This is a genomic window from Gellertiella hungarica (assembly GCF_014197145.1).
Taxonomy (GTDB): domain Bacteria; phylum Pseudomonadota; class Alphaproteobacteria; order Rhizobiales; family Rhizobiaceae; genus Gellertiella; species Gellertiella hungarica.
Window position 1 is genome coordinate 1 of the sequence record NZ_JACIEZ010000003.1, and the last position, 17,433, is coordinate 17,433.

17 protein-coding genes are annotated in these 17,433 nt (G+C 62.3%); 7 read left to right on the top strand and 10 right to left on the bottom strand.

From position 1 onward, the window contains the following. Positions 1-712: 712 nt before the first annotated feature. Entirely contained in the window at positions 713-3,931 is a 3,219-nt protein-coding gene (gene uvrB, locus GGR23_RS08530) for an excinuclease ABC subunit UvrB (protein ID WP_183365797.1), read from the bottom strand. Positions 3,932-4,119: 188 nt separating this feature from the next. Here uvrB and GGR23_RS08535 point away from each other — a divergent pair, with 188 nt between their 5' ends. After that, positions 4,120-4,473 carry a DMT family protein gene (locus GGR23_RS08535; RefSeq protein ID WP_183365798.1) on the top strand — a complete coding sequence of 118 codons (354 nt, stop codon included), beginning with the start codon at positions 4,120-4,122 and terminating at the stop codon, positions 4,471-4,473. On the opposite strand, the gene GGR23_RS08540 is transcribed toward GGR23_RS08535, so the two are convergent. Beyond that, positions 4,463-5,275 (bottom strand): RDD family protein, encoded by an 813-nt coding sequence (locus tag GGR23_RS08540; protein ID WP_183365799.1) that lies wholly within the window; start codon positions 5,273-5,275, stop codon positions 4,463-4,465. The genes GGR23_RS08535 and GGR23_RS08540 overlap by 11 nt on opposite strands. Positions 5,276-5,356: 81 nt before the next feature. Beyond that, complete coding sequence (locus tag GGR23_RS08545; RefSeq protein ID WP_183365800.1) at positions 5,357-5,764, bottom strand: acyl-CoA thioesterase; 408 nt, start codon at positions 5,762-5,764, stop codon at positions 5,357-5,359. Positions 5,765-5,907: 143 nt separating this feature from the next. Between GGR23_RS08545 and GGR23_RS08550 the strand changes: the two genes are divergently transcribed. From GGR23_RS08550 to GGR23_RS08560, 3 genes are all read left to right on the top strand, one after another. Continuing rightward, positions 5,908-7,209 carry an extensin-like domain-containing protein gene (locus tag GGR23_RS08550; RefSeq protein ID WP_183365801.1) on the top strand — a complete coding sequence of 434 codons (1,302 nt, stop codon included), beginning with the start codon at positions 5,908-5,910 and terminating at the stop codon, positions 7,207-7,209. A 123-nt stretch (positions 7,210-7,332) separates the two neighbouring features. Continuing rightward, positions 7,333-8,262, top strand: coding sequence for an ABC transporter ATP-binding protein (locus tag GGR23_RS08555; protein WP_183365802.1), 930 nt, complete (start codon positions 7,333-7,335; stop codon positions 8,260-8,262). Further along, the gene (locus GGR23_RS08560) at positions 8,259-9,020 is read left to right on the top strand and encodes an ABC transporter permease (protein WP_183365803.1); all 762 of its coding nucleotides are present in this window, start codon (positions 8,259-8,261) and stop codon (positions 9,018-9,020) included. The genes GGR23_RS08555 and GGR23_RS08560 overlap by 4 nt, the downstream gene beginning before the upstream one ends. A 3-nt stretch (positions 9,021-9,023) precedes the next feature. On the opposite strand, the gene GGR23_RS23175 is transcribed toward GGR23_RS08560, so the two are convergent. The 6 genes from GGR23_RS23175 to GGR23_RS08585 form a co-directional block, all read right to left on the bottom strand. Further along, complete coding sequence (locus GGR23_RS23175) at positions 9,024-9,164, bottom strand: type II toxin-antitoxin system RelE/ParE family toxin (RefSeq protein WP_246365292.1); 141 nt, start codon at positions 9,162-9,164, stop codon at positions 9,024-9,026. Further along, entirely contained in the window at positions 9,124-9,342 is a 219-nt protein-coding gene (locus GGR23_RS23180) for a type II toxin-antitoxin system RelE/ParE family toxin (protein ID WP_343066633.1), read from the bottom strand. The genes GGR23_RS23175 and GGR23_RS23180 overlap by 41 nt, the downstream gene beginning before the upstream one ends. Then, positions 9,287-9,595, bottom strand: a complete 309-nt coding sequence (locus GGR23_RS08570) for a hypothetical protein (RefSeq protein ID WP_183365804.1) — start codon at positions 9,593-9,595, stop codon at positions 9,287-9,289. Before GGR23_RS08570 ends, GGR23_RS23180 begins: the two co-directional genes overlap by 56 nt. A 61-nt stretch (positions 9,596-9,656) precedes the next feature. After that, positions 9,657-10,358, bottom strand: a complete 702-nt coding sequence (locus GGR23_RS08575) for a retropepsin-like aspartic protease family protein (protein ID WP_183365805.1) — start codon at positions 10,356-10,358, stop codon at positions 9,657-9,659. After that, positions 10,355-10,576 carry a DUF1289 domain-containing protein gene (locus GGR23_RS08580; RefSeq protein ID WP_183365806.1) on the bottom strand — a complete coding sequence of 74 codons (222 nt, stop codon included), beginning with the start codon at positions 10,574-10,576 and terminating at the stop codon, positions 10,355-10,357. Before GGR23_RS08580 ends, GGR23_RS08575 begins: the two co-directional genes overlap by 4 nt. A 48-nt stretch (positions 10,577-10,624) precedes the next feature. Beyond that, the gene (locus tag GGR23_RS08585; RefSeq protein ID WP_183365807.1) at positions 10,625-11,404 is read right to left on the bottom strand and encodes an adenosylcobinamide-GDP ribazoletransferase; all 780 of its coding nucleotides are present in this window, start codon (positions 11,402-11,404) and stop codon (positions 10,625-10,627) included. Positions 11,405-11,541: 137 nt separating this feature from the next. Between GGR23_RS08585 and cobT the strand changes: the two genes are divergently transcribed. The 3 genes from cobT to GGR23_RS08600 all read left to right on the top strand — a co-directional run bounded on the left by cobT (position 11,542) and on the right by GGR23_RS08600 (position 14,689). Further along, positions 11,542-12,558 (top strand): nicotinate-nucleotide--dimethylbenzimidazole phosphoribosyltransferase, encoded by a 1,017-nt coding sequence (gene cobT / locus GGR23_RS08590; RefSeq protein WP_183365808.1) that lies wholly within the window; start codon positions 11,542-11,544, stop codon positions 12,556-12,558. Between the two features lie 134 nt (positions 12,559-12,692). Further along, complete coding sequence (locus tag GGR23_RS08595) at positions 12,693-14,309, top strand: phosphoethanolamine transferase (protein WP_183365809.1); 1,617 nt, start codon at positions 12,693-12,695, stop codon at positions 14,307-14,309. Between the two features lie 2 nt (positions 14,310-14,311). Continuing rightward, entirely contained in the window at positions 14,312-14,689 is a 378-nt protein-coding gene (locus GGR23_RS08600; RefSeq protein WP_183365810.1) for a diacylglycerol kinase, read from the top strand. Positions 14,690-14,890: 201 nt separating this feature from the next. On the opposite strand, the gene GGR23_RS08605 is transcribed toward GGR23_RS08600, so the two are convergent. Continuing rightward, the gene (locus GGR23_RS08605; RefSeq protein ID WP_183365811.1) at positions 14,891-17,236 is read right to left on the bottom strand and encodes a protein kinase domain-containing protein; all 2,346 of its coding nucleotides are present in this window, start codon (positions 17,234-17,236) and stop codon (positions 14,891-14,893) included. Positions 17,237-17,433 lie beyond the last annotated feature (197 nt).

Sequence of the window (17,433 nt, forward strand, 5' to 3'; positions counted from 1 at the left end):
GAATATTATCCCACAGGTTTTGCTGCGGGGGATGAACGGGATGCAAATTTTTATCGGTGGAGAAACAGGGGGTTAGGGATTTGGGGGGAGTGGGGCGTGGAGTGTGCCGATGCGCACCCCCCTCTGTCGGCTTCGCCGACATCTCCCCCTCAAGGGGGGGAGATCATAGGCCGCGTTTGCCGATGCGCACCCCCCTCTGCCCCTGCACGGCGTTTCCTTTGCCGCACCGCACCCCCCTCTGTCCCTGCCGGGACATCTCCCCCTCAAGGGGGGGAGATCGACATTGTGGTTTTTGGTTTCCTCAAACAACAAACGTTTCACTTGCAGAAACGTCTGCTGGGGACTGCCCGCATCAACCCCATCCCGATCTCCCCCCTTGAGGGGGAGATGCCCGGCAGGGCAGAGGGGGGTGCGCAACCGCAAACGCGACGCTCAATCTCCCCCTCGCGGCGAGCGAAGCTCGTCCGCCCGGGGAGATGTCGGCGAAGCCGACAGAGGGGGGTGCGTATCGGCAAACTCCACGCCACGCAGGGCAGAGGGGGGTGCGGTGCCTCAAACGCAACGCCACGCCAGTCAGGGGGCGACGTGCAGGTGTTCAGGATCGAGGAGCGAGGAGCGGCGTGCCGAGGAGAGCGGAAGACCTCACCCCGGTTGGATGTTAGCGAAACCCGCCAGCATAGCTGCTTGGCTGGCAACTCTCGGCGCAAATCTCCTACCGTCCCGGCCGTCCCGTCTTGCCCTTTGTCCGGCCCTTGCGCTTCACGTCCACCGGGTCCTCGTAGGAGCCGACGCCGGCGCGGGCGCGGCGGAGGGGGGCGGGGTCGTCGGGGGTGCGGTCGGGCTGGCCTTCGAGCAGCGGGGAATGCCGCTTCGCGGTCGCCAGATGCTCCGGCGGCTTTGCCGGAAGGCGGTCAGGGGTGACCGGTTTTTCCGTGCGGCCCACCGTCATTTCGTCCAGCGTGTTCTTGCGGAACAGGGATTTGCCCGCGGGCTCCGCGATGTCGCGGCCCATCTCGTCCAGCTCCGGCTTGCGGAACAGCGGCTTCACGCCATCCGTGCCCGGGCCCATGTCGTCGAGCGAGGGTTTGGCGAAGTAGGAAGACGGGGTGCCCGCCGCCCCCTCATCCGGCGCTGACGCGCCACCTTCTCCCCGCCGGGGAGAAGAGGAGGCGCGCCCGCCTTCGGCTCCCGCAGCCTGCTGGCTTGCCTTCCCCTTCGGGCTTTCAGCCCTCGACGCCTCTGGGTTCTGCTTCCCCCTCGAGCCTTCGGCTCTCGACGCCTCTTGGTTCTGTTTCCCCCTCGGGCCTTCAGCCCTCGACGCCTCTTCCTTGGAAATCGGGTCGTCCATGGCGGCGAGTTCGGCGGCCTTGAGGCGCTTGATCTCGTCGCGCAGGCGGGCGGCCTTTTCGAAGTCGAGGTCGGCGGCGGCGTCGCGCATCTGCTTTTCCAGCGCGTTGAGATGGGCCTGCAGGTTGTTGCCCACCAGGTGCCCGCCATCGGCGAAGCCCTTGCCCGATGCGCCGGAGATGTCGGCGCGCACGTGGTCGCGCTCGTAGACGCTGTCGAGAATGTCGGAGATCTTCGCCTTCACCGATTCCGGCGTGATGCCGTTCAGGCGGTTGTATTCCATCTGCTTGTCGCGGCGGCGGTTGGTTTCCTCCATCGCCCGCTTCATCGAGCCGGTGATGTTGTCCGCGTAAAGAATGACCTTGCCGTCCACGTTTCGCGCGGCGCGGCCGATGGTCTGGATGAGCGAGGTTTCCGAGCGCAGGAAGCCTTCCTTGTCCGCGTCGAGGATGGCCACGAAGCCGCATTCGGGAATGTCGAGGCCCTCTCGCAGCAGGTTGATGCCGACAAGCACGTCGAAGGCGCCGAGGCGGAGATCGCGGATGATCTCGATGCGCTCCAGCGTATCGATGTCGGAATGCATGTAGCGCACCCTGACACCCTGCTCGTGCAGATATTCGGTGAGGTCTTCCGCCATGCGCTTGGTAAGCACGGTGACAAGCGTGCGGTAGCCCTTGGCGGAGGTCTCGCGGATCTCGCCCAGAACGTCGTCCACCTGGGTGCGGGCGGAGCGCACCTCCACCGGCGGATCGATGAGGCCCGTGGGGCGAATGACCTGCTCGGCAAAGACGCCGCCGGCCTGCTCCATCTCCCAGTTGCCGGGGGTCGCCGACACCGCGATGGTCTGCGGGCGCATCGCGTCCCATTCCTCGAAGCGCAGGGGGCGGTTGTCCATGCAGGAGGGCAGGCGGAAGCCGTATTCGGCGAGCGTCGCCTTGCGGCGGAAGTCGCCGCGATACATGCCGCCGATCTGCGGGATGGTCACATGGCTTTCGTCGATGAAGATCAGGGCATTGTCGGGGATGTACTCGAACAGCGTCGGCGGCGGCTCGCCGGGGCGGCGGCCGGTGAGATAGCGCGAATAGTTTTCGATCCCGGCACAGGAGCCCGTCGCTTCCAGCATCTCGATATCGTATTTGGTGCGCTGCTCCAGCCGCTGCGCCTCCAGCAGGCGGCCGGCGCGCTCCAGCTCGGCAAGCCGATGCTTCAGCTCCTCCTTGATCGCCTTGATGGCGCCGTTCAGCGTCGGCCGCGGCGTGACATAGTGCGAATTGGCGTAGATCTTCACGCTCTTCAGGTCGCCGGTCTTCTGGCCGGTGAGCGGATCGAACTCCGTGATCGAGTCGATCTCGTCGCCGAAGAGCGAGATGCGCCAGGCGGCATCCTCCAGGTGGGCGGGGAAGATCTCGATCGTGTCGCCCCGCACCCGGAACGAGCCGCGCTGGAAATCCATGTCGCGGCGCTTGTATTGCTGGGCCACGAGATCGGCGAGCAGCTGGCGCTGGTCGATGCGGTCGCCCACCTGCATCTGGAAGGTCATGGCGGTGTAGGTTTCCACCGAGCCGATACCGTAGATGCAGGAGACCGAGGCGACAATGATGCAGTCGTCCCGCTCGAGGATCGCGCGGGTGGCGGCGTGGCGCATCCGGTCGATCTGCTCGTTGATGGAGCTTTCCTTCTCGATATAGGTATCCGAGCGGGGCACATAGGCCTCCGGCTGGTAGTAATCGTAGTAGGAAACGAAATATTCCACTGCGTTGTTGGGGAAGAAGTTCTTGAACTCGGAATAGAGCTGTGCAGCCAGCGTCTTGTTCGGCGCGAGGATCACCGCCGGGCGCTGCGTTTCCTCGATCACCTTGGCCATGGTGAAGGTCTTGCCCGAGCCGGTGACGCCGAGCAGCACCTGGCTGCGCTCGCCGGAATTCAGCCCCTCGGTCAGGTCGCGGATGGCGGTCGGCTGGTCGCCGGCGGGCTTGTAGTCCGTGACCATCCTCAGCGGAATCCCGCCCTCCGATTTTTCCGGCCGGGCAGGGCGGTGCGGCACCCACAGCTTGCCGTCCTTGAACAGCGGATTGCCGCTCTCGATCAGCTTCGACAGCGCCTCGACGGTGGCGGTCACGCCGCTTTTCGAAAGCTGGTCCGCTTCCTCCAGGCTCACATCCATGCCGGCCACGGGGTTGAGCCCCGCCGCCGCGCGCGTCTTCGGATCGGTGGAGCCGCCCATCGACGTGCCGCGCGAGGATTTCATCGCGGTCGGTTCGGCGGCCTTGGCAGACTTTTTGCGGGGTTTTTCTCCGCTCACGCTGCCGGCGCCCTGCGCCTGCGCTCCGCGGGGGCCTCCGGCCGTTTCCCACTCGTCCCCGGCGGAGGTCTGGGTGCGGGCGGCGATTTCCACCTTCTTGCGGTGCTTGCCGGCCTTCGACGCGATCTCGCGCTGGGTCTCCATGCCGGAGGCTTCCGCCTCCGCCTCCAGCTGCTTTACCCAGTCGGATACGGAGCCCGAGAGCGGCGCGCCCTCGAAGGCGGACTGCGGCGCTTCTTCGAAACCGGAGGGACGGGACGGATTTTTCGGAGCTTTGGACATGCCCCGGAATATGGAGAGAGTCCCCCCGAAAGGAAAGGGCAAATGCGTACAAAAGGGAAACAAAAATTCAGGTGGCGGGCCGGCAAATCAACTCTTGGGGAGGTTGTCCGGGCCGGTGCTGTGCAAAGCGGCCCGGCACGCTATGTCATGGAGCCATCCAGGACCGATTCCATGCGAGGACCCCGCCCATGCCCTTTGCCCTTTCGCCCGCCGCCATCTGGCCCGTCGTCATGCTGCTGGCTTCCAACATCTTCATGACCTTCGCCTGGTACGGCCATCTGAAGCACAAGGGCACGGCCATCTGGCTGGCGATCGTGGTGAGCTGGGGCATCGCCTTCTTCGAATATTGCCTGGCCGTGCCGGCCAACCGCATCGGCTCGTCGGTCTATTCCACGGCGCAGCTGAAGACCATGCAGGAAGTCATCACGCTGGTGGTGTTCTCCGGCTTTTCCGTCTTCTGGCTGAAGGAAAGCCTGACGATCAACCACGCCATCGGCTTTGCGCTGATCGCGCTCGGCGCCAGCTTCGTCTTCAGGGCGTGACAACCCGGGTGCCGCTGAAGGTCTCGTAGTCGAGCTGGCCGGTATCGTGGTCGAAGCTGGCGAAGAACCAGTGGAACAGCACCGCGAGGAACAGCAGCCCTGCCAGCACGCCGGGCAGCATCACATACCACTCGCCGAGCGCATAAGCGCGGTTGACCGCCTCGGCCAGGCCGATGCCGGGCTCGCTCGGCAGGCGATGCACCAGCGGTGTCAGGGGCACGAGCACCGCGGCCAGCGTGGCGGCGAGGAAGGGCGCGATCTTCAGCGCCTCGCGGCGCAGCGCAAGCGGCGCGGAAAGGGGCTCGGCGCCCACGGTCTCCACCCTCAGCTTCATCACGCGCTTTCCGGGGCTTCGGCGTCCGCCGGCCGAAAAGACCGCGAGATAGCCGATCAGGATGACGTAGAAGACCGCCAGGCTCGCATTCTGCGACAGCGTGTCCGCAGGGCGGAAGCTGCCGTCGGGCTGGCGGGTCAGAACGAAGGTGAGGCGGCTTTCCGTGCCGTTCTCCCGCGAGCCGCGCGAAGCCAGCGCGACGATCTGGCGCTTGCTGCCGTAGGGCCAGGTGCCGATCTCGCAATCGGCCAGGATGAGCGAGTCGTAATAGTGCCGCGCAAAGGCGCTCATCAGCCGGTCGCGGATCGGCCCGGCCTTCAGGGTTTCGCAGGCGCTGGACTGGTTGACGGTCATCAGCGGCGGCATCAGCCCCGCCTTGACGAGCGGGACGGAGGCTGCGCTGCACAGAAACAGCACGATGAAGTAATCGATCCAGAAGGCCAGAAAGCGCCGCCAGAAATGGCGCATCGCCGGCCCCGCCGCCAGGGCTGCCCCGCCTTCGCCGGGCCTGTCCGCGATGTGCCCTCTTCCCCCCAAGGCCATGCGGCGTCAGCCTTCCGCCGGCACGGGCATGGGTTTGCCCTCGCCGTCGAGCGCCACCATGACGAAGGTCGCGTGGGTCACCTTTTCCATGACCGGGGTGAGGTAGCGCTGTGCCCAGGCTTCCACGTTGAGGGTGATGGAGGTGCGTCCCACGCGCTCGATATGGGTGTAGACGCAGAGCGTGTCGCCGATCTTGACCGGCATGGCGAAGGCCATTTCCTTCACCGCGGCGGTGACGACGCGGCCATGGGCCCGCTCGGCCGCGCGGATGCCGCAGGCAAGGTCCATCTGCGCCATCACCCAGCCGCCGAAAATGTCTCCGGCCGCATTCGCATCGCCGGGCATGGCGAGCGTCCGCAAGGTCAGCTCGCCCTGGGGTGTTGTCCTGTCTTCCACCGCATCAACCTCGTTCATCGGGAATCGCTTTCCTTCTTATAGCGGATAGAGACGGGGAGGGCATATGCTGCACTCGCCCGGAAAGACTCCCTTAACCATCCCGCCCTAGTGTGGGGAGGATTTGTGTGGCGGGTGTTCCGCCGGTCCGGAGTGGCATTCGTATGGCGTATCTTGCCCCCTTGCGGCGATCCCTGCTGCCGCTCCTCATTTCCGTTTCGCTTGCCGCCTGCTCGACCGACGGGCTGATGATCGACAGCAGCGCGCGCGTTTCCGCCATCGAGCCCCAGCCGCAAAGGCGGGCCCTGCCGGTGGCCGAAAGCCAGCAGACCTATGCCGCGCCCGTGCCGGTCGCCACCCAGGCCGCCGCCTATCCGCAGGCGGGCCTTGCCGCCCAGCCGCCGCGCGCGCTTCCCCCCATCGACAGCGACGAGGCGCTGGCGCTCAACGGCTCGACGCCCTCCGGCGGGCCGCAGCTCGGCGAACCGCCCCGGGTTCTCGGACAGCTCACCATGAACCAGGGCGGCCAGCTGGTCGCGCCGCAGGCCATGCAGCCCGCACCGGCCCAGCAGGTGGCCATGGCCGATCCGTCCGACCCCAACCAGCAGGGCGTGAGCATCGACGACGGGCTCGGCGTCGGTGGCGGCGCTACCAGCCTTGCGCAGGAAGAGGCGATGCAGATCGCCGAAACCAATCCCTCCGAACCGGTCGTGGGCGGGATCGGCACCGACAATCCGGTGGCCTATCCCTCGGCCCAGCCGGCCGATCCGCTTCTGGCAGAACAGGCGGGCTATCCCGAGACCGCGCCTGCGCCGCCGCGCCAGTCCTATCCGGCAAGCCAGCAGGTGGCCATGCTGCCGCGTCCCATCGACCCGACGGTCAACCCGGTGCTGCCGCCGCGCCCGGCGGCGATGCCCAATTCCGAAATTGCCTGCCGCAGCGCCTTGCAGAAGCTCGGCGTGAAATTCCAGGACGTGCCGGCAATCTCGAACGGCCGCGCCTGCGGCATCGCCTATCCCATCAAGGTCTACGGCTTCGCCAGCAACATCCAGATGAAGCCGGCGATCACGCTCAACTGCCAGGTGACCTACGCCTTCGCGCAGTGGGTGAAGAACGAGCTCAACCCCTCGGCGCGCTATCGCTACTGGTCGGGCGTGAAGACCATCATTCCGCTCGGCGGCTATTCCTGCCGCCGGATGAACTCGTCCGCCCGCAATCCCTGGTCCGAACATGCCCGCGGCAACGCCATCGATGTCGGCAAGTTCATCCTGAACAACGGCAAGGAAATCGACGTGCGCAAGCCGGGCTTCTTCTCGTTCCGGGAAAAGGGCCTGCTGAACGCCGTGCGCTCGGAAAGCTGCAAGTACTTCCACACCGTTCTCGGCCCCGGCAGCGACCCGCACCACAAGGACCACTTCCACTTCGACCTGAGAGCGCGGAAATCCGGCTATCGTCACTGCGACTGATGCCCCTTTCAGAATTCCTCAGCCTGCCCCCCTTGTTCTTGGCCTCGTCTCCCGGAGTTTCGGCGCTATAGTCAGGCGCGTTGCTGCGATTCCATTGCCTTTTCATCCAAGAACGGGGCCGCGATGCCGAAATCGATCATTTCTGTCGAAAGACTGACGAAAACCTATGCGAACGGCTTCGAGGCGCTGAAAGGCGTCGATCTGGAGATCGCCGAGGGGGAAATCCTGGCGCTGCTCGGGCCGAACGGCGCGGGCAAGACGACGCTGATCTCGATCATCTGCGGGATCGTCACGCCGTCCGGCGGGCGGGTGCTGGCGGGCGGCCATGACGTGGTGCGGGATTTCCGCGAGACGCGTGCGCTGATCGGCCTCGTGCCGCAGGAGCTCACCACCGACCAGTTCGAAACCGTGTGGAACACCGTGAGCTTTTCCCGCGGCCTGCACGGCAAGAAGCCGAACCCGGCCTATATCGAGCAGGTGCTGCGCGACCTTTCCCTGTGGGACAAGAAGGACTTCATGCTGCGCCAGCTTTCCGGCGGCATGAAGCGGCGCGTTCTCATTGCCAAGGCGCTGTCGCACGAGCCGCGCGTGCTGTTCCTCGACGAACCGACCGCGGGCGTCGACGTCAACCTGCGCAAGGACATGTGGCAGGTGGTGGGGCGGCTTCGGGAAAGCGGCGTGACCATCATCCTCACCACCCACTACATCGAGGAGGCCGAGGAGATCGCCGATCGGGTCGGCGTCATCGACGGCGGCCGGCTTCTGCTGGTCGAGGACAAGGTGACGCTGATGAAGAAACTCGGCGCCAAGCAGCTGATCCTCGAGCTTTCGGAACCGCTTGGCGCCATACCGGAAGCCCTTTCCGGCTACGGGCTCCGGCTGGAGAACGAGGGGCAGGCCCTGGTCTACGATTATGACGGCCATGACCAGACGGACCGCATCGGCCCCTTCCTGCAGGCGCTCAGCGCCGCCGGCATCTCCTTCAAGGACCTCTCGACCCGGCAGAATTCGCTGGAAGACATCTTCGTTTCACTGATTGGAGAGCGGGCATGAACTGGCAGGCGATGAAATCCATCTATCTGTTCGAGATGGCCCGCACCCGGCGCACGCTGCTGCAGAGCATCGTCTCGCCCGTGCTGTCCACCTCGCTCTACTTCATCGTGTTCGGTTCGGCCATCGGATCCCGCATCCAGAACATCGAGGGGGTCTCCTACGGCTCCTTCATCACGCCGGGGCTGATCATGCTTTCGCTGCTCACCCTCTGCATCTCGAACGGCTCCTTCGGCATCTATTTCCCGAAGTTCACCGGCACCATCTACGAGCTTCTCTCCTCGCCCGTATCGATGCCGGAGATCCTGGTGGGCTATGTGGGTGCGGCGGCCAGCAAGGGGCTGATCGTCGGCGCCATCATCCTCGGCACCGCCTATTTCTTCGTTGACGTGACGATCCAGCATCCCTTGCTGATGATCACCTTCTTCGTGCTGACGGCGATCACCTTCAGCCTGCTGGGATTCATCATCGGCATCTGGGCCACCAACTTCGAACAGCTGAGCCTGATCCCGAGCCTCGTCATCCCGCCGCTCACCTTCCTCGGCGGTTGCTTCTACTCGATCAACATGCTGCCGCCGCTCTGGCAGACGGTCAGCCACTTCAACCCGGTGCTCTATCTGGTCAGCGGCTTCCGCTGGAGCTTCTACGGCATATCCGACGTCAATCCCTGGATCAGCCTTGCCATCATCATCGCCTTCCTCGGCGTCTGCCTGGTGCTGGTGAGCTGGATGTTCCGCACCGGCTACCGGCTGAAGAGCTAAACCCTACTCCGCATCGAAGGACTGGGCAGCGACATCCTGCGCGCCGTGCAGGATGCGGAGGATCACGATGCGGTCCGGTTCGCGCAGGAAATAGATGCAGCGGTTACGGAAGGGTAAAGGCACGAATGCCCGGGCCAAGTTCATGCCGCGGAACCCCGGTAAAATCGACGTCGGCAATCCACTTCATCTTGGCCGTGATCTGATCGACCAGCATCGCCGCGGCCAGGGGGTTCGTTTTTGCGATGTGGTGCGAAAGGCGGGCGATATCACGCCGTGCGCGGGGCATCACCTCCAGCAATTTCCCCTTCGCTCGCGTCTTCATCCTCGGCCATGCTCATGATGTCGGCGTAAAGCTCGGCGGCGCTGCTGTAAACCTTGCAGCGCCCCGCCTCGTAGTCGTCGAGACCGAGCTGGATTTCGGCGCGCAGGCGTTCCAGTCGAACTTCATAACTCTCTAACATGGGCGTGTCGGCCTGTACAGGCGCGTCTTCGGGCGCGGGCGCACGCGGGCGGATGACGCCGTCGTCGAGCAGGTCGTCGTTGAATGGGCCGGGGCCGGGTCTTGCGCGCGCCATGGGGTGCTCCTTCCGAGACATCATGCCCGAGTGGGCGCGCGATGGCAAGGATTAGGCCGGGCTAATCCTTGAGCCGCAGCTCGTCGGTCTGCATGTGGAAGGAGGAAAGCGTCGACAGGAAGCTCATGCCGAGAAGGCTCTGGTCCATGGCGCCGCGGCGGGTGACGAGGGCAGGGATGTTCTGCCGGCGGATGGGCCCGAGATCGACCATGGAGAGATCGATGGGGGCGGCCGTGGCCTCGCCGTTGGCGGTCAGTACCCGGGTGGAATAGACGAGGTTTTCCGGGATGATGCCGACGGCGACGGCATCCTCGTAGGTAAGGGTGACGGTGCTGGCACCGGTATCCACCAGCATCGGGATATCCTGCGCATTGACGGTGACGACCGCGGTGAAATGGCCGGAAAGCCCCCGCGAGAGGATGACTTCGCGGCTGCCGTCCTCGCCGGTGACGGTGATGGCCCGGCCGGGCAGGAGGCCCGCCAGCATCCGCGCGCCGGCGCGCTTCATGTCCTCGCGGAAGAGGGAGGCGCCGGCAAGCACCAGGATGATCGCCAGCCATATCGACAGATGGCGGGCCGACTGGCCCCAGTTGCGGCGGCTCGCCAGAATGCCGGCGGCGAGCATGGTGAGGATCGGCAGGAGATAGACGAGCTGGCCCAGCTGCTGCTCGGACAGGCCCATGAGGCGGCTGTCCGGAGCCTTCATGAGCAGGATGAGCAATCCCGCCGCGAGAAGGGCAAGGGCAAGCCCGGCGCGCGTCATGCGGAACCGCTCTCCCGCGCCATGCGCTGGCGGCGGGTTTCGCGGCGCGGCTTGCGCTCCACCGTTTCGAGGCGTGCGGGCAGCGAGGCCATGATCTCGCGCCGCTCGCCATCGGTATAGGTGGTCCAGGCGCCGATTTCGGCGCGCGTGCGGCCGCAGCCGAAGCAATAGCCGGTCTTCATGTCGATCGAGCAGACGAGAATGCAGGGCGATTCCATCGTTCACCTTCGGAGGCTTCGTGCGCGCGGCTGCGCCTTGATAAGGCCTCAGGCCAGAAGCGCAAGCGTTGCGAGCAGCACCATATCAGAAATTTGTTGCGTTGCACCAATCGTATCGCCGGTATGGCCGGCAAGACGGCGGCCGATGTGGATGGTAAACAGAAACGTGGCGCCAAACCCCGCAAGAACCGTCACCGCCACCGCCGGCAGCGACAGGACGGGCAGCGTGAGGAGCAGGAAGGCCGCAAGCCCCGTGCCGACGGCCATGCGCAGCGCCGCACCGGTTGGCACGCCCACCCGCGCCGCCACGCCGTCCGCCTTGGCGGGAGGCAGGTGCCGCCAGTGCCAGACCATGGCCGACCGGCTGAGGGCCGCCGATCCCGCAAGGGCCAGGGCCGCCGCCGCCGGCGAGGCTTCGGTGATCAGCGCCGACAGCGCGGAGACCCGGACGAGCAGCGACAGGCCGAGCGCAAGCGCCCCATAGGTGCCGATCCGGCTGTCCTTCATGATCTCGAGCGCGCGCTCGCGGTTCCTGCCGCCGCCGAGGCCGTCTGCGGTATCGCCAAGACCGTCCTCGTGCAGCGCGCCGGTCAGCAGCACCAGAAGGCCGACGGCGATGGCCGCGGCGAGCAGCGGCGCCTCGGCATGGCCTGCCAGATAGAGGACCAGCGCCGGCAGCGCCGAAATCACCACCCCCGAGAGGGCAAATCCCTCCGGCGTCTTCTCCATCCTGCCGTCATCGCCCTCGAAATGATGGCCGGGCACGGGCAGGCGGCTGAGGAAGCCCGTGGAGCGGGCAATGCTGGTGATCAGTTCGCCAAGCGGCATGGCGGCATTTTCCTTCGAGAGGCGGGGAGACTGCGACAGCGAAAGCCGCTTTTGCGGTTGTTTGGCGCGCGCGCCCCGATTAAGACACGGAGCCAGAAAAACCTCATTCCCGTGCAAATTACAAGGAAGCCTCTTCCATGAGCCTCACCGGTCTGCCCTTCGACGATTTCCGTGCCCTGATCAAGGACCTGCCGGGTCCGAACCCGGTGGCGCTCGCGGCGGCGCGCGACCGGGACAGCCAGCTGACCAAGCCGCCGGGTGCGCTCGGCCGTCTGGAGGAGATCGCCTTCTGGCTTGCCGCCTGGACCGGCCGTGCGCCTGCGGTCACCCGTCCGCTGGTCGCGATCTTCGCCGGCAACCACGGCGTCGTCCGGCAGGGCGTCACGCCCTGGCCGTCCGACATCACCAAGCAGATGGTGGCGAACTTTTCCGCCGGCGGGGCGGCGATCAACCAGATCTGCCTCACCTACGATCTCGGCCTGAAGGTCTTCGATCTCGCGCTCGACATCCCGACCGGCGACATCACCTGCGAGCCGGCGCTTTCCGAGCGCGACTGCGCCGCCACCATGGCCTTCGGCATGGAGGCGATTGCCGGCGGCACCGATCTGCTGGCGATCGGCGAGATGGGCATCGGCAACACCACCATCGCGGCGGCGATCAACCTCGCGCTCTATGGCGGTACGGCGGAAGAGTGGGTCGGCCCGGGCACGGGCTCGCAGGGCGAGTTCCTGGAGCGCAAGATCAGGGCGGTGGAAGCCGCGGTCGAGTTCCACAAGGATCACCTCCACGATCCGCTGGAGATCATGCGCCGCGTCGGCGGCCGCGAGATTGCCGCCATGGCCGGCGCCATACTCGCCGCCCGCATGCAGAAGATCCCGGTGCTGATCGACGGCTATGTGGCGACCGCTGCCGCGGCCATCCTGAAGGCGGCCAATCCGTCCGCGCTCGATCACTGCCTGATCGGCCACGTTTCGGGCGAGCCCGGCCACCTGAAGGCCATCGAGAAGCTCGGCAAGACGCCGCTCCTGGCGCTCGGCATGAAGCTGGGCGAGGGCACCGGCGCCGCCATGGCCGCCGGCATCGTCAAGGCCGCCGCCGCCTGCCATTCCGGCATGGCGACCTTTGCCAGCGCCGGTGTTTCCACCAAGGACTGAGGCGAGCCCGCGCCCCGGCAAACGAGGCGCGCCGTCATAGATAGGCCGCAAAGCTTCTGCTAGACGGACGCCGGCAAAGCTTCCCGCGCATGACTCGCGCGGGAGGCGCATCGGCGCGACAGGAGGCCCTCGGCATGCGCATCTGGAGACCCGTCATCGGCAGCAGGACCGCAGCCTTGCTGGTCGGGATCTTTATCCTTGCCACCTGCAACCGGACCTTCTGGCCGATGCTGGTGGAGAGCTTCGGCGGCTTCACGCCCGTCGCCATCACCTTCGGCCTGTCGGTCTCGCTGCTGCTCCTGACCTTCTTCGTCGCGATTTCGGCGAAATACGTGTTCAAGCCGCTGGCGATCCTCTGCCTGCTGACGGCGGCCGGCGCCTCCTACTTCACCGATACCTTTGGCACGATCATCAACGAGCAGATGATCGACAGCGCCATGACCACCAACCAGCGCGAGGCGGGCGCGCTGATCAGCACGCGCTTCCTCGTCCACTTCTTCCTTCATGGCATCCTGCCGGTGCTGCTTCTCTTGTGGGCGAGGGTGCGGCACGAAACCTTCGGCACCAAGCTGCGGAACAATTCGAAGCTCATCGTTCCCATGCTGCTGGCGACCGGGGCGATGGTGTATCTTCACATCGGCTCCTACATCGTCACCATCCGCCAGAACAACCTGATGATGCAGACGCTGAACCCGGTCGCGCCCCTTGCAGCCGCCTACAACTATGCCAATACCCAGCTGACCCATGCGAATGTGGAGGTCCAGCCGCTCGGGACCGATGCCAAACGCGGCCCGGTCGCGACCGCCGCGCAGAAGCCGCTCGTGACGATCCTGGTGGCCGGCGAGACCGCGCGCGGCATGAACTTCTCGCTGAACGGCTATGACCGGGAAACCAACCCGAAGCTGAAGCAGCTGGACATCGTGAACTTCACCGACGTGACGAGCTGCGGCACCGACACCGCGACCTCGCTGCCCTGCATGTTCTCCGTCTATCCGCGCAAGGACTATTCCGAGGGCAAGGCGAAATCCACCCAGAACCTGCTCGACGTCTTCGGCCATGCGGGCGTCGCCACCCTGTGGTGGGACAACAATACCGGCAGCAAGGGCATTGCCGACCGCACCAGCTACGTGCCCTTCATGGACACCAAGGACCCCGTGCTCTGCCCCGACGACGAGTGCCGCGACACGGTGTTCCTGAAGAAGCTCGAGGAAACCCTTGCCGGGGTGACGAAGGATACGGTCATCGTGCTGCACCAGATCGGCAGCCACGGCCCGGCCTATTACCGCCGCTACACCGAGACGGAGCGCCTGTTCCAGCCCGACTGCCGCACGCCGGACCTGCCGAAATGCAGCCTCGAGGAGGTGCGCAATGCCTATGACAATTCCATCGTCGCCACCGATGCCTTCCTCGCGGCCGTGATCGATCTTCTGAAGGCCCATGACGACAGGATCAGCAGCGCCATGCTCTATGCCTCGGACCATGGGGAATCGCTCGGCGAGAACGGGATCTTCCTGCACGGGGCGCCCTATGCCTTCGCGCCGAAGGAGCAGACCCACGTGCCGATGATCGCCTGGTTCTCGCCCGCCTACCGGCAGCTCACCGGCCTCGATGCGTCCTGTCTTGCGAAAGGGACCGCGAATCCCTATTCCCATGACAAGTGGTTCCACACGGCGCTGGGCATGATGAATGTGGTGACATCGGTCTATGACCGGGATCTCGACATCTTCGCCGCCTGCCGTGCGAAAGGCTGACGATGAGCAACACGTTCGAAAAGCAGACGGGCATCCGCCACTTCATCGCCGCCGCGGGCTATTCGCTCGGCGGCTTCCGGCGCCTTCTCGGCGAAAGCGCCTTCCGCCAGGAAGCGCTGGCCTTCCTCGCCGGCATCGTGCTGCTGCCGCTCTTCGGCGCCGGCTTCACGCAGATGCTGGTCTTCGTCGCGCTGATGCTGCTGCTCTTCGCCTTCGAGGCGATCAACACTGCCATCGAGGAAATCGTCGACCGCGTCTCCCCCGAATATTCCCTTGCCGCCAAACACGCCAAGGACCTCGGCTCCTTCGCCTGCATGTGCCTCATCGTGCTGAACGGGGGTTATGTGCTGTATACGCTCTACGGACTGTGGTTCGGGTGAGGCGAGGCGGGGCGGGTGGGCCGACGCCAGAACGGCGGCTCTTCCAATGCACTGCACCGAAGCAGACAAAACCTTTGCAACAAAGTCAGTGACGGGCGATCACAAACAATCCGACGGTTGATAACGAATAGCTCGTAAACACATTTGAACAGACATCAGTAAGGCTCAAATTGTTCGGACCAGCACTTCCACTCTCGCATCTCAGCTCTTTTTGATCTCCACGACAGCGAAATCGATTCCGGACGCAGCCGCTTCAAGAGATCGTAAACTGGTTGGCACTTCAAACGTAAACTTAAGCTGATTGCCACCATGTACCGTGCCGGTGAAGTTTTCATCAACGTGAGCAAAGGTCATGGCCTTACTCTTGGCCTTGAATAACGCGTCAGATAGATCTCTGCCTCTTGTAACTCGATTACTGGTCTCTTTTAATGTGTGTCGAAGAACGCAAGTAATAACGCGACCGTCTGTGTGCATTTCAAGCGAGGTTCCAGCTGGAGATGTGTAGGTAGCCATCCTCATATTCATGTCGAAGTTTGCGTTAGAGACTGACGGTGAAATTCTACTAAGTATTTCAATGATGACAGAGTCGGCATCAAAAGGATATACGCCCTCACATATTCCTACCAATATTTTAAGAGAATCAATGAAGTCAGGGAGCTTCGGACGGTTTGTTTGTACTTCACTTGTCGCCCGGAAAACCAAATCTTCAAATAAGTATTTAGTAGATCTCCAATTCTTGCTAAATAAATTCGCGCTGGCGGCCTTGAGGCGCGCACCCCAGTCGACACGGCTAGATGCATTAGCAAGTGGGATCTCGCCAGAGACCATAAAGTAAAGAAGCATTGCTATGCCATACACATCAACCAATGCGGAGCGATTACTATATCTAGATTTAGCATCGATCTGTTCCGGAGCTAGAAAACCAAGGGCTTGCGACGCATTCATGTAAAATTCTGCGCCCGATGCGCCCTTGAACCAGGAGAGGTCGAAATCGAGTACTCTGATATCATTCTCTGTAACACCCTCCCAATATTCGCCCGTAATCATTATGTTGCTTGGTCTAAGATCTCTATGTAAAATAATTCTCTCGTGGGAGTGACACTCAAATATAATTTTTGCGATCCATAAGCATATATTTAGCTTATCCAGCGCAGAACGAGCCAAGCCATCATTTATATATTTATGAAGGTCAATTCCTTGAACGTATTCCATAATTATGCTTGGAGGTAGCTCCGAGGCATCTAGTATCTTTACGATTCCCCGGATGCCGCTTTGACTAAGAAAACGCATTGAATCGACGCCACGCCGGAAGCTGTTGAGCATAGCATCATCGTCGCGCACTTCCATATGAGCTACCTTTACGGCGATTGAGTTATCGGACGCGTCGAAAGCTTGGTAGACGCGTCCAAAGTTACCACGGCCAAGCTCAGCCTGTATTCTATTTCCCAGCCAGTACTGATTGGCATCGTTCGGGTTTACTCTAGTAGATATATGGATAGCCGTGTCATAAAGTTTGCAGAAATTTCTGTATGCGACGTAGTCGAATTCTCCGTTTTCTTGATAGAATTTCTTGGTAGCGGCCGATAGGTGTTTCCTTATAGTGTCTGGTTCTAGTTTTACAATTTCGTTCGGTGACGGAATGTCATCCTCTGGGGCCTTTACCGAGAAAACTGGATCAACTTTTTCTTCGGGAGACCTTGATTTTGTTAGCGTTAATACTAGTTCCCGAAACCCTTCTTCCCAGGATTTGTCCTCACCAGTATAGACGATGTTTAGAGGTAATTGCTTTATCAGATTTAGGTCTTCTTTCGACTGTTGCTTCTTAATCAAGAAGTAGTCACCGGTAACAAATCCAACTTTTCTGAGGTAGCTCAACTGACCCGAAACTGTAAGATCGTCTACACTTACACCATAGAATAAAACTAAGTTATGCGCGAACATACTCTTTAAGAACTCGAGGTAGGACTCTTGCTCTAGGAGGTTCTCTCTCTCTTCGTTTGTCAGAATCCATGATCTTGGAGTGTCTACGTTTCCATGTAGATCGACAATTAGTGGACGCCCATCGCCTAAACTGATCCGGCTGTTTGGCGCATCTATGCCTAGAAGGTGATTCTGCAGCCTTCCCGTTTTCCTCTGCACATAGGAAGTGTTTGCAAAATTATCGAGGTTAAAGGAAAGTAAAGCGTTAGGTTCTAGCTTCCAGACCTCTTTGTAGAATGTCGGTATGAAATTGCTATCAACATTTAGGTTGTTGCGCACCGCCACTTCGAAATGTTCCCCCATGATCTCCTTGAGGCGAGACATTCGATGCCAGTTAACAGGTAAACTTTTAATCTGTGAGTTTAATTCATCTGCTAATTTATGTCCAATATCAGTTTTAGCAATATCAAGATAGGAATCTTTAATCCGTACCACCAATTCGTCCCAAGTCGGCAGACCGCATTCCCGGGAAGCCCCAGCTCCACAAAAAATGACTAGACGTTTTGTTTTCTCTGAATAGACCTTTGCGAGGCGTTTAAATGAGGGCTGTTGCTCAAGTTGGCTCATTATACCATTTTCCTAGTGGTTGCTTCGCGCTATTTTGCGCGTCTCGCGGGTTAGTGCAAGCGTCCATGGTTTAGGGCGACGAGGTCTTCTTGATTTTTCGTTGATACGAATTTCGATACATCTGCTTTAGGCAAATCTTGTGGCCGAAAGGAATGTCCGAAACGACGGCATAAACCATCCCCTCCGCCACCCCGCCT

Coding starts and splice junctions, on each gene's coding strand:
- uvrB (WP_183365797.1), bottom strand. CDS start 3,931: ATGTCCAAAGCTCCGAAAAATCCGTCCCGTCCCTCCGGTTTCGAAGAA.
- GGR23_RS08535 (WP_183365798.1), top strand. CDS start 4,120: ATGCCCTTTGCCCTTTCGCCCGCCGCCATCTGGCCCGTCGTCATGCTG.
- GGR23_RS08540 (WP_183365799.1), bottom strand. CDS start 5,275: ATGCGCCATTTCTGGCGGCGCTTTCTGGCCTTCTGGATCGATTACTTC.
- GGR23_RS08545 (WP_183365800.1), bottom strand. CDS start 5,764: ATGAACGAGGTTGATGCGGTGGAAGACAGGACAACACCCCAGGGCGAG.
- GGR23_RS08550 (WP_183365801.1), top strand. CDS start 5,908: ATGGCGTATCTTGCCCCCTTGCGGCGATCCCTGCTGCCGCTCCTCATT.
- GGR23_RS08555 (WP_183365802.1), top strand. CDS start 7,333: ATGCCGAAATCGATCATTTCTGTCGAAAGACTGACGAAAACCTATGCG.
- GGR23_RS08560 (WP_183365803.1), top strand. CDS start 8,259: ATGAACTGGCAGGCGATGAAATCCATCTATCTGTTCGAGATGGCCCGC.
- GGR23_RS23175 (WP_246365292.1), bottom strand. CDS start 9,164: ATGAACTTGGCCCGGGCATTCGTGCCTTTACCCTTCCGTAACCGCTGC.
- GGR23_RS23180 (WP_343066633.1), bottom strand. CDS start 9,342: ATGAAGACGCGAGCGAAGGGGAAATTGCTGGAGGTGATGCCCCGCGCA.
- GGR23_RS08570 (WP_183365804.1), bottom strand. CDS start 9,595: ATGGCGCGCGCAAGACCCGGCCCCGGCCCATTCAACGACGACCTGCTC.
- GGR23_RS08575 (WP_183365805.1), bottom strand. CDS start 10,358: ATGACGCGCGCCGGGCTTGCCCTTGCCCTTCTCGCGGCGGGATTGCTC.
- GGR23_RS08580 (WP_183365806.1), bottom strand. CDS start 10,576: ATGGAATCGCCCTGCATTCTCGTCTGCTCGATCGACATGAAGACCGGC.
- GGR23_RS08585 (WP_183365807.1), bottom strand. CDS start 11,404: ATGCCGCTTGGCGAACTGATCACCAGCATTGCCCGCTCCACGGGCTTC.
- cobT (WP_183365808.1), top strand. CDS start 11,542: ATGAGCCTCACCGGTCTGCCCTTCGACGATTTCCGTGCCCTGATCAAG.
- GGR23_RS08595 (WP_183365809.1), top strand. CDS start 12,693: ATGCGCATCTGGAGACCCGTCATCGGCAGCAGGACCGCAGCCTTGCTG.
- GGR23_RS08600 (WP_183365810.1), top strand. CDS start 14,312: ATGAGCAACACGTTCGAAAAGCAGACGGGCATCCGCCACTTCATCGCC.
- GGR23_RS08605 (WP_183365811.1), bottom strand. CDS start 17,236: ATGAGCCAACTTGAGCAACAGCCCTCATTTAAACGCCTCGCAAAGGTC.